Origin of the sequence: Tychonema sp. LEGE 07196 (assembly GCF_963890365.1) — a bacterium.
Classification (GTDB): domain Bacteria; phylum Cyanobacteriota; class Cyanobacteriia; order Cyanobacteriales; family Microcoleaceae; genus Microcoleus.
On record NZ_CAWPRX010000104.1, the window covers coordinates 1 to 17098 of the forward strand.

The 17098-nt window shown below is 43.6% G+C and carries 11 protein-coding genes; 8 read left to right on the forward strand and 3 right to left on the reverse strand.

Annotated features, from left to right (window positions below):
• Both AACV78_RS12780 and AACV78_RS12785 read left to right on the forward strand, forming a co-directional pair.
• On the forward strand, positions 1-5316 hold a 5316-nt coding region (locus tag AACV78_RS12780), incomplete at its 5' end, for a hybrid sensor histidine kinase/response regulator (RefSeq protein ID WP_194074294.1).
• Between the two features lie 4 nt (positions 5317-5320).
• The gene (locus AACV78_RS12785; RefSeq protein ID WP_194009346.1) at positions 5321-6817 is read left to right on the forward strand and encodes a hybrid sensor histidine kinase/response regulator; all 1497 of its coding nucleotides are present in this window, start codon (positions 5321-5323) and stop codon (positions 6815-6817) included.
• Between the two features lie 203 nt (positions 6818-7020).
• Here the strand turns inward: AACV78_RS12785 and AACV78_RS12790 are convergent, their stop codons facing one another.
• Both AACV78_RS12790 and AACV78_RS12795 read right to left on the reverse strand, forming a co-directional pair.
• Positions 7021-7446, reverse strand: a complete 426-nt coding sequence (locus tag AACV78_RS12790; protein WP_194009347.1) for a DUF6335 family protein — start codon at positions 7444-7446, stop codon at positions 7021-7023.
• A 338-nt stretch (positions 7447-7784) separates the two neighbouring features.
• The gene (locus tag AACV78_RS12795; protein WP_194009348.1) at positions 7785-7991 is read right to left on the reverse strand and encodes a hypothetical protein; all 207 of its coding nucleotides are present in this window, start codon (positions 7989-7991) and stop codon (positions 7785-7787) included.
• A 164-nt stretch (positions 7992-8155) separates the two neighbouring features.
• Between AACV78_RS12795 and AACV78_RS12800 the strand changes: the two genes are divergently transcribed.
• The gene (locus AACV78_RS12800; protein WP_194009349.1) at positions 8156-8569 is read left to right on the forward strand and encodes a peptide chain release factor 1; all 414 of its coding nucleotides are present in this window, start codon (positions 8156-8158) and stop codon (positions 8567-8569) included.
• Between the two features lie 159 nt (positions 8570-8728).
• Here the strand turns inward: AACV78_RS12800 and AACV78_RS12805 are convergent, their stop codons facing one another.
• Positions 8729-10240, reverse strand: a complete 1512-nt coding sequence (locus AACV78_RS12805; protein ID WP_194009350.1) for a hydroxysqualene dehydroxylase — start codon at positions 10238-10240, stop codon at positions 8729-8731.
• A 184-nt stretch (positions 10241-10424) separates the two neighbouring features.
• Between AACV78_RS12805 and AACV78_RS12810 the strand changes: the two genes are divergently transcribed.
• The 5 genes from AACV78_RS12810 (at position 10425) to AACV78_RS12830 (ending at position 16903) form a co-directional block, all read left to right on the forward strand.
• Complete coding sequence (locus AACV78_RS12810; RefSeq protein WP_194009351.1) at positions 10425-12644, forward strand: hypothetical protein; 2220 nt, start codon at positions 10425-10427, stop codon at positions 12642-12644.
• Between the two features lie 155 nt (positions 12645-12799).
• Complete coding sequence (locus AACV78_RS12815; protein WP_194009352.1) at positions 12800-13543, forward strand: OmpA family protein; 744 nt, start codon at positions 12800-12802, stop codon at positions 13541-13543.
• Positions 13544-13698: 155 nt separating this feature from the next.
• Positions 13699-14571, forward strand: coding sequence for an ABC transporter permease (locus tag AACV78_RS12820; protein ID WP_228042215.1), 873 nt, complete (start codon positions 13699-13701; stop codon positions 14569-14571).
• Between the two features lie 365 nt (positions 14572-14936).
• A complete protein-coding gene (locus AACV78_RS12825) occupies positions 14937-15791 on the forward strand; it encodes an ABC transporter permease (RefSeq protein WP_194009354.1) in 855 nt (284 codons plus the stop codon).
• A 50-nt stretch (positions 15792-15841) separates the two neighbouring features.
• Positions 15842-16903, forward strand: a complete 1062-nt coding sequence (locus AACV78_RS12830) for an ABC transporter substrate-binding protein (protein WP_194009355.1) — start codon at positions 15842-15844, stop codon at positions 16901-16903.
• Positions 16904-17098: the final 195 nt, after the last annotated feature.

Sequence of the window (17098 nt, forward strand, 5' to 3'; positions counted from 1 at the left end):
CAAATACCACTTGATAAATGGGTTCTTTCGGAGCAAATTCCCCTTGCTAATGGGGGGCTTTCGGAGCAAATTCCCCTTGTTAATGGGGGGCTTTCGGAGCAAATTCCCCTTGTTAATGGGGGGCTTTCGGAACAAATTCCCCTTGTTCAAGGGGGGCTTTCGGATCTTTCTTCACCCCCCTTAGCAAGGGGGGCAGGGGGGGTCGAATTAATCCTGGTTTCCGGTTACTCCGGCATCGGCAAATCCTGCTTGGTAAATGAAGTTCAAAAACCCATTGTTCGGCAGCGCGGCTATTTTATTACCGGTAAATTTGACCAATTCAAGCGCAATATTCCCTACGCTTCTTTGATTCAAGCATTCCAGTCACTGATTCGGCAGTTGCTAACAGAAAGTGCAGCATCTATCCAGACTTGGAAACAAAAATTACTAGCCGCTTTGGGAACTAACGGCAAAGTTGTCACAGACGTGATTCCCGAAGTAGAACTAATTATCGGGAAACAGCCGGAAGTCCCGCAATTGGGGCCGGCAGAATCGCAAAACCGATTTAATCTGGTGTTTAAACAATTCATTAGCGTTTTTACTGCCAAACAACACCCGCTAGTTGTTTTTCTCGACGATTTGCAGTGGGCAGATTCCGCATCGCTGAAATTCATTGAACTGCTAGTGACGGATTCAGAAAGCAAACATTTGCTGCTAATTGGAGCCTGTCGAGATAACGAAGTCAGCGCCACCCATCCGCTGATTCAAACCATCGAAAACATCCAAAAAACTGAAGCAGGACTTCCAGAAAAAATCAGCAATATTGTTCTGAATCCCTTATACTTGAGTCATGTAGAGCAATTAATTTCCGAAACTTTAGAAAGCCAAATTTCCCCAAGAATCAAACTTTTAGCAGAGCTACTTTTTAACAAAACCCAAGGAAATCCCTTCTTTTTGACTCAGTTGCTGAGAACTCTTTATCAAGAAACACTGTTAGTTTACGATTTTCCATCCAGTAGGTGGCAGTGGGATATCGGGCACATCCAAGCAATCGGAATTACTGACTGCAATGTCGTGGAGTTAATCGCTCGAAATATTCGGAAGTTGTCGGCTGCAGCGCAGTCATCCTTAAAATTAGCGGCCTGTATTGGCAATCGGTTTAATTTAGAAATCCTGGCAATTGTCGGCGAAAAATCTCAAAAAGAAACAGCATTAAGTCTCTGGGATGCTCTTGGGGCAGGGCTAATTTTGCCTCTGAGCAACGATTACAAAATTCCGCTGGTTTTTGAAGGTTCGGAAACGGGGCTGTCTGGGCTGCAAAATGTTAAGGTTGGCTACAAGTTTTTGCACGACAGGGTGCAGCAAGCAGCTTATTCTTTGATTCCCGATGAGGCCAAGCAAGCAACGCACCTAACAATCGGTCAACTGCTGCTGGAGAATACTCCCGTCTCCGAGATTGAAGAAAATGTCTTTGATATTGTCAATCAACTGAATTTTGGTGTTGAATTACTCACAGAAAAATCCGCAAAATATGAACTGGCAAAACTGAATCTGATTGCTGGTAAAAAAGCTAAAGCATCCAATGCTTACGAAGCTGCTGTCAGGTATTTGAATGTCGGTTTGGAACTGATTAATTCCCCTCATTCCCCCGTAAGTATAGGATCGAGTTGGCAGACTGATTATGACTTGACGCTGAACCTGCACGTAGAAGCAGCGGAGGCTGAATATCTCAATACTAACTTTGGGCGATCGCAAGAATTAGCAGATATCGTGTTACAAAAAGCTACAAACCTGCTGGAGAAAATTAAAGTATACGAACTCCAAATCCAGTCTTATATGGCTCAAAACCAGATGTTGAAAGCCATCGATACTGGTTTAAAAGCTTTGGAAATATTGGGATTTTCCCTGTCGGAAATCCCCCCAGAGGGTTTGGCTGGACTTAAGTTACCTCAGCTTGAGGAACTAGAAAACATTCCGGTAATGACTGATGACTATGAATTGGCAGCAATGCGTATACTCTCAATTATTATGCCTCCTGCTTTGAATTCAAAACCAGAACTCTTGCCGAAGATCATCTTCACAATGGTTAATCTTTGTCTGGAACGCGGTCATTCAGCACTTGGGGCGATCGCCTATAGTTGGTATGGCTTGCTGCTGACTGGGGTATTAGGAGAAATAGAGGCTGGATATCATTCGGGACAACTAGGCTTGAAGTTATTAGAGCAATTTAATGCTAAAGAACTTAAATGCAGAGTTTACAATATGTTTAACAATTTCATCCGATCCTGGAAAGAACACGCCCGGGAGACAATTGCACCATTAATAGAGAGTATTCAAAGCGGTATCGAAACTGGAGATTTAGAATTTAGCAGTTATTCTGCTTTCAATACTTGTTTGTTTCTTATTTTGATTGGAGAACCTCTCGAAAAAGTAGATATAAAACAAGTGCAATATTTCAATTTGGTAAAGAATTTCAAACAAGAGTATCAGATAGAATTGCTGAGCGTATGGGGGCAATTTATTTGTAATTTGCAAGGCTTCTCCGCGAATCCATCTCAATTAATAGGTGAAAAATTTAATGCAGAAGAAATATTGCCTAGGTTGCAAGCAACCAATAATCGGATGTCAACTTTTAATGTTTACTTTGCTAAATTGCTGCTTGCGTACTTGTTTAAAAAACTAGATTTAGCAGTTATTAATGCTTTTTTAGCAGCAGAATACGCGCCAGCAGCAGTAGGCTTCATAATGTTCGGCACGCACAATTTTTACTATTCGCTGGCTTTGCTGGCTGTGTATCCAACTGCTGACAGTGCAGAACAGGAAAAACACTTGCGCCAAATTGAAAAAAACCAGGAAAAAATGCAAAAATGGGCTTTCCACGCACCGATGAATTACCAGCACAAATACGAGTTAGTTGAGGCTGAGAAAGCGCGGGTGTTGGGAGAAAAAGACCGGGCGATGGATTATTACGATCGCGCAATTCAACATTCCGGCGAACAGGGATACATTCAGGAAGAAGCTTTGGCTAATGAATTAGCCGCCGAGTATTATCTCTCTCTCGGTAGGGAGAAAGTTGCTAAGGTTTACATGACAGATGCTTACTACGGTTATATCCGCTGGGGTGCGAGTGCTAAAGTTGCTGATTTGGAGGAACGATATCCGCAGTTGATTTTACGGATGCCGGAAACTGATAGTTTAACAATTAGCAACCCGACTCTGATTGCAACTTCTGCAACCGTTACCGGCAGTCACAAAGCTTGGGATTTCGCTACTGTGATGAAAGCATCTCTTGCTATTTCTGGCGAAATTGTGCTCGATGCTTTGCTGGCAAAATTGATGCAGATTTTGCTGGAAAATGCGGGTGCCCAAAGTGGGTGTCTGATCGCGCCGAAAAATGGTGATTTTGCGATCGAGGCTGCGGGAGAAGCGGGCGCAGATGTGCGAGTGTTATCGGGCGCGGGCTTGGATTATCCGTATCCGCGATCGGTCATCAATTTTGTCGATCGCACTCTCGAAGATATTGTCCTCCACGATGCCAGCAGCGAAGCAATTTTCAACAACGACCCCTACATTATCGAACACCAGCCGAAATCGGTGTTATGCGCGCCGATCGTCTATCAAGGCAAATTAACAGCCATCCTTTATTTAGAAAATAATTTAATCGCCGGCGCTTTTACTCCCGATCGTTTGGAAGTATTAAAACTGCTTTCTTCCCAAGCTGCGATCGCCCTGGAAAATGCCCGCCTTTACACTAACTTAGCAACGGCCAACCAACAACTAGCAGAATACAACCTTACCCTAGAAGCAAAAGTCAAAGAACGCACCCAAGAATTAAACAAAAAAAATGCCCTGCTTTCTGCAGAAATTCAAGAACGCCAAAAAGCCGAAGCCGCAGCCAGAGATGCCAGTCGCGCCAAAAGCGAATTTTTAGCTAACATGAGCCACGAATTGCGAACACCCCTCAACGGCATTTTAGGTTACACTCAAATCTTTAAGCGCGACAAACATTTCTCACCCCAACAACAGGATGGAATTGGCGTTATTCACCGCTGCGGCGAACACTTGCTAGCTTTGATAGAGGATATTTTAGACCTTTCTAAAATCGAAGCTAGAAGAATGGAACTCGTACCCACAGAATTTAATTTTCCCGATTTTATTCAAAGCATAACTGCCATTTTTAGCATCCGAGCCGGTCAAAAAAATATAGCTTTTAATTGCGAATATCTTTCATCTCTTCCCGCTACAATCTTGGCTGATGAAAAGAAGTTACGGCAAATTTTAATTAATTTAATTGGCAATGCAGTTAAGTTTACTGAAAGGGGTGGAGTTACTTTTAAGGTTTCTGCAGTCCATTCTGTAAAGGATGGAACCCAGACTGAAGTTCTTACTGCGAACGTGAAGATTCGGTTTCAAGTAGAAGACACGGGAATTGGCATCGCTGCCGATGAATTGCTAAAGATATTTGCACCTTTTGAACAGGTAGGCAATAGTCCGCGCCATACTGAGGGAACAGGCTTGGGATTGGCGATTAGCCACCAATTAGTGGAAATTATGGGCGGTGAATTGAAAGTAGAAAGCACTTTAGGCAGAGGTAGCATTTTCTCCTTTGAGTTGGAGTTGCTGGCTGTTGACAACCCAGCTCAAAATAACAAGTATTATCCCAAAAATATTAAGGGTTTCAAGGGTGCTAATAAGAAGCTTTTGGTGGCGGACGATCGGTGGGAAAATCGCTCGGTTTTAATTCACCTGCTGGAACCGTTGGGTTTTGAAATAATTGAGGCGAGCGACGGTCAAGATTGTGTGAATAAAGCTCTAGAATTTCAACCGGATTGTATTTTGATTGATTTGGTGATGCCGGTAATGGACGGATTTGAAGCGATGCGGCAAATTCGCAAGTTGCCCCAACTGCAAAATGTGGTGGCGATCGGCACTTCTGCTAGTATTATGGAAGCGGAAAAGCAGGAAAGTCTAGCAGTAGGATGCAATGCTTTTATTCCCAAGCCGATCCGGGCTGAGGAACTTTTAAATTGCTTGCAAGTTCATTTGGGCTTAGAATGGATTTGCGAGGATCTGCAATACCCGAACGCAGAATCTGAAGTTTTTCACAACCAATCTCAAATTCAGCATGAAGAAATCATTGCTCCTCCGGCAGAGCAAATCGATTTACTCTTTGAATTAGCCATGATGGGTGACTTAGGAGGTATTCAAAAACAAGCAGAAAAATTGGCAAAACTTGATATTAAATATGTCTCTTTCGCCAACCATCTCAATCAATTAGCTAAAAATTTTGAAGAAGAAAAAATTTTAGAATTTGTCGAACAATACAGGAATTACTAAAAATATGAGCATTTCACCTTGGGAAGAAAGCGCAATTTTGATCGTTGATGATAACCCGAATAATTTGGCAGTGCTGTTTGATTTTTTGACGGAATCGGGGTTTAAAGTGTTGGTGGCGCGGACGGGAGAGAGCGCTATCAAAAAAGCTGAATACTCGCTGCCGGATTTGATTTTGTTGGACGTGCTAATGCCGGGAATTGACGGTTTTGAAACTTGCCGGCGTTTGAAGGCTGGCGATTTGACAAAAGAGATTCCGGTGATTTTTATGACCGCGCTGAATGAGACGGAAGATAAGGTAAAAGGATTTAGTTTAGGGGCCGTTGATTACGTTACCAAGCCGATTCAAAATGAAGAAGTTTTAGCTCGCGCTAAAGCGCATTTGAGCGTCTGCAAGCTGACTCAAAAACTTCAGCAACAAAATGTGCAGATGGAGCAGGAAATTGTCGATCGCAAACTCGCTCAAATTAAGCTGGAACAACTGGCTGCTGAGTTGGAACAACGGGTTGATTCGCGCACGGCAGAACTTTCTCAAGCCAACCAGCAGCTACAAGCAGAGGTTAACCACAGGCAACAAATACAGGATAATTTGCAGAAGTCCCTGCACGATCTCAAGCAGGCTCAATCGCTATTAATTCAAAGCGAAAAAATGTCGGCTTTGGGGCAAATGGTAGCAGGAATTGCTCACGAAATTAACAATCCGGTGAATTTTATCTGCGGCAATCTCAATTACGTTCGCGATTATGCTGAAGATATTCTCAAGGTGCTGGAACTTTACCAACAGCACTATCCCGATCCGGCACCGGAAATAACATCAACAGCAGAAGCCGTGGAGCTAGAATTCATTCAGGAAGATTTGATGAAAATACTCAGCTCGATGCAGATAGGGGGCGATCGCATTCGCGAGATAATTCTGTCTCTGCGGTATTTTTCGCGGCAAGAAGGGCGAGAAATGGAGTTGATTGATATTCATGAAGGTATCGACAGCACGCTGATGATTTTGCACAACCGGCTGAAATTTAAGGCGAACCGCCCCGCGATTGAAGTTATTAAAGAGTATGACCCCAATTTAAAAAATGTAGAGTGCTGCGGCGGGGAAATCAATCAGGTATTTATGAATATTTTAGCTAATGCGATCGATGCGATAGAAGAATCCTGCAGTGAAAAAAACTTCGACGAAATTAAAGCAAATCCCTACGTGATTCGGATTTGTACGAAAGTCAGCAGCTCCAACACGGCAATCATTAAAATTTGTGACAGCGGGCCGGGAATGAGCGAGGAGTTGTGCGATCGTATTTTTGACCCATTTTTTACGACAAAGCCGATCGGCAAAGGTACCGGAATCGGCTTGTCAATTAGCTGGCACATTGTCACAGAAAAGCACGGCGGCAGTTTGCAGTGTTGTTCGACACCGGGCCAAGAAACCGAATTTGCGATCGAACTTCCAATCCGACAAAAAGCACGACAAATGGCTGCCTCCGGTGTCCAAATTGGAGGCTGCTAACCCATCGCAGATTAGACATCTTGCATTCATACCATATCCGGTCAATTACCATAATAAAAGCCGTTCGTAGTGCGAACAGTTGTCCGCATTACGAACCTTGACAAGATCGGCATTAAAAGAGCATTGCATCGGCCTTCAATCTGCGTTTTACGTATTAATCAAATATTTAGGCAATTGCTCACCTAGAGTAACAACAAATAAACCTATAAATCCGGCTGTTCCTGATGATCTTCCGCAGAACTCGGGTCTAATTCCCACCGACTTTCATCTCGATGTTCCAGCATATCTGTTGTGTGCAAAATAGCTCCGTCCGCCATTTCAATGCCCGCTGCAGCTCCAAGTTCGTCAACCATATCTTGGTCGGGAGTTGGAGCGCTTCCCCCCACCAATTCCTCGCCAGTCGCACGTTCTTGTTCCGCCGCAGCAACCTCGCCATCGTCGCCGCTGAGTTGGGAACTGCTCGAACGGTATTCCGAACCGCTGTCGTTCAAGGTTGTGATTTCATATTGGTTCAATCCCGGTTCAACGATAACGCCGGTGCCGTAAGATTCAGTAATTTCTTGAGGCAAATCGCTGGAATTATCGCGTTCCTCTGCTATTTCTTCAGCTCGTTTATTTTGCTGTACCACGATATTTTCTCCTAATTTTTTTTGATTTTATTCAATAGTTCGGAATTTAGCTATTGGCTTTATCTAAATAGTCATTAATTGCCAAATTCTTTAATTAATTGTCAGTATAACTGCTTTTATTTTTTTTAGCTTCTATCCCAAGAAATATCTTGATTTGGATCTGCTACAGCGGTTCGATCGCGTTGTGAGATATGCCCTATGCCCTATGCCCTATGCCCTATGCCCTATGCCCCAGGCCCGATGGCACCTTATCTTTCTGAGAAATGTTATATTTCATTGGGAATACAAAAAACATCGCCCATTTGAAAGGGCGATGCTTTTTCTAAGTAGCGCTAACTTTATTCGGGAAAATCAGGAATTACCCATTTGGGAGGTTCCGTCCGTTTCCTTCTGATCGCTTCCTCTGCCATTTCCAGCATTTTGTCAAGAGAGGTATTTTCAATAAAGTTTGACGTTGCCGCCGCGTATTCTCGCTTCGGGCATTTGTCGCCCAAAACGCAGCCATTGACGCAAGCTACAGCACAATCGACAGTGTTCTCCACCATAACTTTTTTCCTTTCACGGTTCCAACAACAAGCAGGCAGATGCTCTTGGTGAATTTGTCAAGAGACTGCCATTTGTCTTCATTTTACTTTACAAATAGTCGTTAATGTCGATCGCCCGGGCAAAACTGTTATAAAATCAAAGCAACCTACCGAATCAGCCGATCGTGAGTAATTTTCTGCGCCGCTTAAAACTTTTACCTTGGCGAGAAATGCTGCAAATCGCCGCCCTCGTCAACTCAATCGTGATTGGAGTCGAGCTATTTTTAGCCTGGGGTTTCACGCAATCGCGCGCAATCCGCAACGTCGTGACGCTTCTCTACAACCCCCCCCTCGGACTCTTGATACCTTTCGCCGCCGCAGTGGGAATGGGAGCTTTAGCAGTGTACTTTTTAGAGCATTGGCACCAGCAATATTTGCTCAATAAAATTAATTTGTGGGTTTTAGTTTTGTGCGTGCTATTCGGTTTGGTGTTAAAGTCATTTCTGCCCATACCTCCTTTGTTAGCAAGTTTATCGGAAGCCGCACTAATCGGAATTACGGTAGGAGTTTTTTGGAAAGGCAGGCCTTATTGGCGATAGCCCATGCGATTTGAGATTTGAGATTTTAGATTGATTGTCGATTGTCGATTGTAGGGTGCGTCAGGGGAGTGAATATCTTGACTGTAGATTAAGAACTTTTCCCCCTGACGCACCCTACGATTAGTTACTTCCTTCTTCCTTCTTCCTTCTTCCTTCTAATTACGGCAGCCAAAAATCGGGAATAAAAGTATTAGTCAAACTGCGAGCAAACTGATTAATCTGTCTCCCGATTTGAATGTGCGGTTCATCAGCCTCTACAGGAATAACTGCCGCTTTGCTGCCAATTCCGAAACGCGAAATTACCAAATTTGCCGCCTCCAAACCAGTAACATAAGCCTTTTCCTGCGACCAAGAACCGTGACGGGTAACAACCCAATCGCCGCTCATCAATACATTATCATAACTTGTTACCGCCGGCAACAAATACTGATAACTTCCCGGTGCAAAATGCGTCACCGCCCGCGACAAGCGAATCGCGCTGCTGTCAATTACTTTGGCATCCCGAAAAGCGGGAATACAAGTCGCTAAATCCCGCTGCACTAAAGCAACAATTTCCTCATCTTTCAGGGGAATTAATTGATTGGCGTGATAAAAGTCAGCTTCAACAACTGTTCCCGGTTCCGCTCGAAATTCGTCGTGCAAAGCATTCAAATCAAAAAATGTCCAACCCGTAGTCGAACTAAATCCAAAACAGGCATTTGAAGGCAGCGGAATGTTGATTTTCCTGTCAAACCAGAGACGGACAGCTAACACGTCAACAGCACCCAAATTCATTACGTCCCTAAATTCTTGGCGGCTTTGCAAAGCTGGGCTGCTGCTAATAATTTTTTGCATTCCAGTAACGCCAACTGCAAAAATAACCGCATCTGCTTCGAAGGTTTTATCGCCGCAAACCACGCCTGTAGCTCGGTTGTTGCTGTCAACAATTAAATCAGTAACTCGTTGATTTGTCAATACTTTAGCGCCGATTTTTTCCAGGCGATCGACCCAAGGGCGAAAGATTTTTTCTCCGACAGTGCCGCGACACCAAACCACATCAAAATCGGGTTGGTGTGCTAAGATGAAATAATAAAGCATTCCCAAAGCTGCGGCGGCAGAACATTGTTCTCCTGGTGCAAATAAACCTACTAATAACATCGGCTCGAAGGCATCGCGGTACAGCCTCGCAGACACGCCAAACTGTTTGAACAATTCGCGGGCTGTAACGCGATCGTACCTGCGCCAAGCTTCGTCGGAATTGTCGAAATCTAGGACGGCGTAGAGTAAAGGTAAGGCTGAAAGTCGATCGACTAATGGCAGCCTTTTAAATTTGGTGTAGAGAAAGGTTCCTAACGGTGTGGGAAGGATCGGCTCGTCCTGAAATATTGGCGATTCTACTTCCAATCCGGCGGGGGAATACTGACAGGAACGAGTCCAAGGTGTAAACGGATCGAGTCCTAATTCCTTGACTAATGAAAAGATATTTTTGTAGGGATACCAGAAGCCGTGAATGCCTGCTTCTACGGAACGCCCGCCGGCGGTTTTCCACCCCGCAACTAAGCCTCCCGGCTGAGGGCCCGCTTCTAACAAAGTTACGTCGTAGCCTTGCTGGGCGAGGTGATAGGTGGCTCCTAAACCGGCCCATCCTGCGCCGACGACGACTATTTTTGGGGCTGGCGATTCTGCTGACATTTCGTACCTCTTCATTTATGATTTATGATGACACAATTTATGAATAAAAGTGAAATATGCGAGAAATTAGCTAAAATTTATGGTGGTTTTTTTGACGTTGGGAAATGTTATATTAAAACGTTAAGGTTGGTTTTTTCCAGAATTGAGATGAGAGTAAAATACACAAGTTAAACGGGTTGTCAATATGCAATTAATTAATTATTTGACTGCTGTTTTTGGGGTAATTTGGCAGAACAGCATTTTTCACTGGGCGGCGCTAATTTTGCTGTGCGCGGCTGTTTGGGGCGAGTATACTTCTGTGAAGCAGTATCAGCGCTATCTGGGGGCGAAAAGCCGATCGACTTCTGATGCGATCGACTATTTGAACTCGAACTCAGACAGCGGTACATCAGGGGCGATCGCACTGCACCAGTGGGAAACACCTGCAGATACCTGGAAACTGCTGCTAGACTGGTTTAGCGAACACTTGGCGGGCGAAATTACCGCCGGTGGCGAGGCTTACAGGGCGCAGGTAAAATCCGGGCGGTTTGTGTTGTTTCAGTATCCCGCAATTTTAGGGCGATCCGCACCTCGGAGTCAGTGGCGGTTTGTACCGAGCACCTTAGTCGCGCTGGGGGTTTTAGGTACATTTTACGGCATTCAAACCGGCTTGCAAGATGTTAATTTGGGTTCTTTGCAAGATACCAAAGAACTGCTACCGTCGATCGGCACGTTGCTGGAGGGAATGAAAACAGCGTTTTCGACTTCTTTGATGGGTTTGGGCTCTTCTAGCATATTTACGCTTGTCTTGGCTTGGGGCGATCGCGCGCGCATTGCTCAGCGCGACCATTTACGCAATAAATTAGATAAAATCGCCAAATTAGAAACCCCAGAACAAATATTGTCCCGCGCCAATTCTAGCGGCGGTGTTGAAAGTGCGATCGCCCTTGCAACAGAAACAATGAAAACCGGCTTTGCTCAAATCGTTGAAGCCCAAAGCAATGTCAACTCCCAGGAACTCGGACAGCAAATTGGCTTAGCAATGGCCCCAGTTTTTCAAGACATCCGCCAAGAGTTATCCCTACTAAAACAAATTAAAGCCGACCAAGGCGAAGAGATATTAAACAACCTGCTTTCTGGACTCCGCACCGAAGTAATCGAACCAGTAGTAGGGCGATTAGATCAAAGCGCCCAGTTAACTCAATCAGCATCCGAAGCTGTCAGAGAACTGAAGAACGAATTGGGCGGAATATCTTCTAGTTTAGCACAATCTATCCTGACAATTCAAACTTTCCAGCAAGATACATTAGTGCAGTTGCAGGAATTTGCCGCCAACTTGCAGCAGATTTTAGGACAGTTTCAGACAGACACCCACGGCGTTTTGCAAGAAATGGCTACCGAAATGCGATCGGGAGTTGGAGAAAGCATTGAAGGCATGAAAGCCCAAAGAACAGCCTTCCAAGAAAGCGCCCGAGAAGCCGCCAACACCTTTAGAGGAATCCAAGATAACTTGCAAGCATCTCTCCACACTCAAGCAGCACAAGAAAAGGAAATGCTAGAAAAAGTTGAAGCCCGAATGACCAATATTTTAAGTGCTACCCATGCAGCTTTTCAAACTCAGTCAGACACCATAAAAGCAGTAGGCGATGAAGCTTCGGAACTAATGGACAAAGCGCGAGAAAATCTGGTGGGAAGCTTGCAAAATGTTGACACCATGCTGCAAAATACCCGTGTCACAGTTCAAGAAGAATTAGATAACTTCCGGGTAACATATCAATCCTCTCTCCAGCAATTTTTTGCCGCACAAAATAACTTATTAGAAGGTACTTTAGGAAAACAGCAAAAAGGTTTAGCGCAGGTTGTACTGGGGTTGCAAAAAGTTTTTCAAGAAGAATCCCAGAAACGCAAATTGATGTCGCAGCAAGTTGACGAAAGTATGGACAAAATTTTGACAACAGCCGCAGAAGTGAGTCAGTTTGCTAATTCTGTGGGGTTGAATTCCAGCCAGCGTTTGGCACAGTTACAGGAACTAGCCAAGATAACCGGACAAGAAGTGTTGCGGGTAGAAAGCGTGTATGAAAAAATGGCAAATCAGTTCAATGCAGAAGGGGAAAGATTGCAAACTACCTATACCAGTTTGGTGAATCAATTAAATACAGCTTTGCAAGCGGAACAAGAACAAGTGCGGCGGGTTGAGAGTGCGTATCAAAATATGAGCGATCAGTTCGATCGCGCGCTGCAGTCTGGTAACAATCAATTAATTGGCTATTTGGAAAAAACTACGTCATCCCAGCACAAGTTTTTTGAAGAGGCAGATTCTTCGATGGCGAAAGTGTGCAGCGGATTGCAAGAAAGTTCTGATGGTTTAATGCAGGTTGCTCATTATTTGGTGGCGGCGGCTGATAATTTGGGAACGAAGAAATAAGCTGTTAACAGTGAGGTTTGTATTTAGGACTTTACTCATCATAAAGTAAGGACTTCAGTCCTCATTCAGTTAGAGAATACGATCGCGTTTAGGATGATATTTAGAAATAGGTTGAGGACTGAATTCCTCACAACAAACTAATTAACAGTGCAAAAATGAAAGATTTATCCGATTTAGATAATTTACCGGAAATAGAAGAAGAGGAAGATTCCAGCGTCCTGCTGTCCATCGGCGATTTAATGTCCGGCTTGCTGATGTTGTTCGCCCTCCTGTTCATCACTGTGCAAATTCAACTCAGCGAAAAGGTGAAAATGCTCGATGAAAAAATTCTGCAGGTGGAAAAACTGCGGCAGGAATTGCAGCAATATCAAAACGCATTTAAAGGATTACCGCAGATTATTGTCAATGCTTTAGAAGGGAAACTTGGAGACAAAGATATTTTTACAGTTGACCCCGGAACCGGAGATGTCAGCATTCGCGATCGCATTTTGTTTGATAATAACAGTTCTGTCCTCAAACCAGAAGGAAAAAAGTTTTTGCAAGCCTTCATTCCCATTTACAGCCAAGTGCTTTTTGCTAACCAACAGTTTGAAAAACAAATTTCTCGCGTTGTCATTGAAGGACATACCAGTTCTGCCGGTTCCGATTCAAAAAATCTGGAACTGAGTTTGCGGCGGGCTTTAGCTGTGTCTAATTATATGTTTTCCAATGAGGTAAATTTTCCTAAAAAAGCCCAATTGCAGCAGAAAGTATTAGTTTCTGGGCGGGGAGAATTAGATGCGAATCCGAATCAAAATTCAGCGGGCGATCGCAAAGTCGTCTTCCGCTTCCAATTCCGCCGCGAAAACTTGAATGTTGACTTAAACCGCCAATTACCATCCTCCGAAGCCAAACAATGAAAATTCCCGATCGCAATTTACCGCTGAAACCGCTACCGCACGACTCTCATTTGCCTCCGCAGACTGAGAAATCAAGAAAGTATTTAAGCCTGATTTGATATAAAATGTGTTGCATCATTATTAGCCAGAACACGCGCGGGTAGCCACAAACCCTTATGAAATCGCTCCTTCCCAATCGAAAATCGAAAATCGAAAATCGAAAATTGTATAGCCTGTTACTGCTATTATTTCCCGCCACTGCATGGCTGCTCGTTTTCTTCATTTTGCCAGTGCTAATTGTACTTTTGTACAGTTTCTTAGAACGCGGTACTTACGGCGGCGTTACTGCGATATTTACTCTCAACAATTACCAGCGTTTGTTCAGCGGACTTTTTTTAGGAGTAATTGGGCGATCGCTCTTTTTAGCTTTTTTAACAACCGTTGCTTGCCTTTTAGTTGGCTATCCCCTCGCATTTTTCATCGCCACCCGTCCTCCCCGCTGGCGAAATGCCTTGCTTTTGCTGGTAATTATTCCATTTTGGACTAACTTTTTGGTAAGAACCTACGCCTGGATAATTCTGCTGCGTAGCGAAGGAGTAGTTAACACAGCCCTGCAAAGCCTGCAAATAATTAGCGAACCGTTAAACTTGCTTTTTACACCTTTCGCTGTGGCGATCGGTCTGATTTACGGCTATTTACCTTTCATGGTTCTACCTTTATATTCTAGCATAGAACGCTTTAATTTTTCATTAGTAGAAGCAGCTCAAGATTTAGGAGCAAATGATATTAGAACATTCTGGCGCGTATTTTTCCCATTAACAACTCGCGGAATAGTTGCAGGTTCGATATTAGTATTTGTCCCCTCAGTTGGCGCTTTTATTACTCCCGATATATTGGGCGGATCTAAAACAGTAATGGTGGGAAATTTGATTCAAAATCAGTTTATGAAAGCCCGCGATTGGCCTTTTGGTTCCGCCCTTTCTATGTTATTAACAGTAATCATATTGATTCCTGTTTTGCTTTACTTCCGCGTCTCTGATGAAACTTAAAGATGTATAGGTTTTCGAGCGTAGCATGAGGTGCTAGGAGTGGGCATTGGGCATACCTCACTAAGCTTGAGAACCGCTATAAATTGAGATTTACAGTTAGGTGAGGGCGGGTTTATGAGATTATTTATTTGAGGCGATGTTTTTTGGTAGTTGATTGTTGGTGGCGGGGAGTTGATTGTTATTTGTTATTTGTTGGTTCTAATTCCGAATTACCAATGACTACTGACTACTGACTACTAACTACTGACTACTGATTGCTGACTGTTGACTGTTCACTAATAATTACTAATAACCACTAACTAATAACCACTAACTAATAACCAGTAACTAATAACCACTAACTAATAACCACTAACCACTAACTAATGACTAAAACAAAACTAGATTTGCTCGTGCGGGCGACTGGAAAAAAATGGCTGTGGGTACAAGCTGCACTAGCATTTGCCTTTCTTTACTTGCCAATTCTCATCTTAATTATTTACTCCTTCAACGCCTCCAGATTCAATGCCGTCTGGCGCGGTTTTACCCTCGATTGGTATCGCAGTTTGTTTAGCAATACAGGTGCGACGATTGCTAGCAGCAGCGCCGGAATTTTGCCCGCACTCAACAACAGCTTGCTGATTGCAGCTATTTCCACTGTGGTAGCGACAATTTTCGGTACAATGCTGGCGCTAGCATTGGAACGCTTTCATTTTCCGGGACGGAAAGCAGTAGAAGCTTTGCTGTTTTTGCCGATTATTATGCCCGAAATTACGATCGGCATTTCGCTGCTAGTTTTCTTTACCCTCGCATTTCGGATCGTAGAAAATCTCACCGGAATTCGCCTCAATCTCGGCTTACCTACAGTAATTATCGGTCACGTTGTCTTTAATATTTCATTTGTGACAATTACTGTCAGGGCGCGTTTGGCAGAACTCGATCCTCAATTAGAACAAGCAGCTTTTGACTTGGGCGCTAACGAATGGCGGACTTTTTGGCGCATCACTTTTCCGCTGATTTGGCCCGCTATTTTTAGCGCAGCATTGCTAGCTTTTACTTTGTCCCTAGATGATTTTGTCGTGACATTCTTCACCACCGGCGTCGGTTCCATGACTCTGCCGCTATTTGTTTACGGCATGATAAAATTTTCAGTAACGCCAGCGATTAATGCTATTTCAACTTTGATGTTGCTGGCTTCCTTGTTGCTGGTTGTATCATCGCTAAAAGTTAAAAAAAGTTAAATAAATGTTTTTTGTGTCATAATTATTGTTCGATATAACTCACCAAACCTATGAAACGCCTGCTGAATTTTCTACTTTTGTTTGTGATGAGTGCAACGGTAGCTTTCGGCTGCAGCCCCACAGGTGGCAACCAACAGCAAGTCCTCAACATTTACAATTATGCAAGTTATATCGCCCCAGAAGCGATCGCCCAATTCGAGAAAGAGAACAATGTTAAAATTCAATACGACACTTTCGAGAACAGCGACGCACTATACGCCAAACTAAAACAGGGAAACCCCGGTTATGACTTAATATTCCCCGCCGATTACATGGTAAAAGTCATGGCAGCGGAGAATATGATTGAGCCGCTAAATTTGCAGAACATCCCCAACAAAATCCACCTTGATGCTAAGTTTATTAATCAATCTTTCGATCCCCAAAATAAGTATTCTCTACCCTACCAGTGGGGAACAATGGGAATTGGTTACAACTTGAAAGCCACCAAGGGCGATATCAACAGTTGGGCGGCGATGTTCGACTCCAAATATACCGGAAAAGTCGCATGGCAAGATGATGCCAGATACACTTTTGCAGGAGTTTTAATGTATTTAGGATTTGACCCAAATACCACAAATCCCGAAGAAATTAACAAAGCCCGCGATTTGCTGATTAAAAATAAAAATATCATTGCCGCATTTGTCCCAGACACTGGTCAAACTCTGCTGGAGCAAGGAGAAGTCAATCTGACAATGGAATGGAGCGGCGATATTTTTCAGGTGATGAAAGAGAACCCAAATCTCCGTTACGCTATTCCCAAAGAAGGAACCATTGTGTTTTCTGACAATATGGCAATTCCCAAAGGTGCAGCCAACAAAGAGTTAGCCGAGAAATTTATCAACTTCACTTTGGAACCAGAGATAGGAGCAAAAATTTCTAATTTTACCCACTTTGGTTCGCCGAATAAAGCAGCCCTCGATCGAGGTTTAATCGATCCTAAAGATTTAAAAGATCCTCAAATTTATCCGCCGGCTGAGGTGCTTGCTAAAATGAAATTTTTGCAGGATGTCGGGAAAGCAACTGCATTGTACGATCGAGCTTGGACGGAAGTTAAAGCAGGATCGGGAAAGTAGATATCAAACAGGTGGCGGAGCTGGTTTGCTTAAATTTTTAGTTTGTATTGGAGTTGCGCCATCGTTAAGAACGGGTTCTCGGGCCCGTTCCACAATAAAATTAAGTTTTGTGGAACAAGCATCTTGCCCGTTCCTAAACAAGTAATTAAGAATAGTAAAATATATCAGTTTAACCGGACTATAACTCAGATTTTT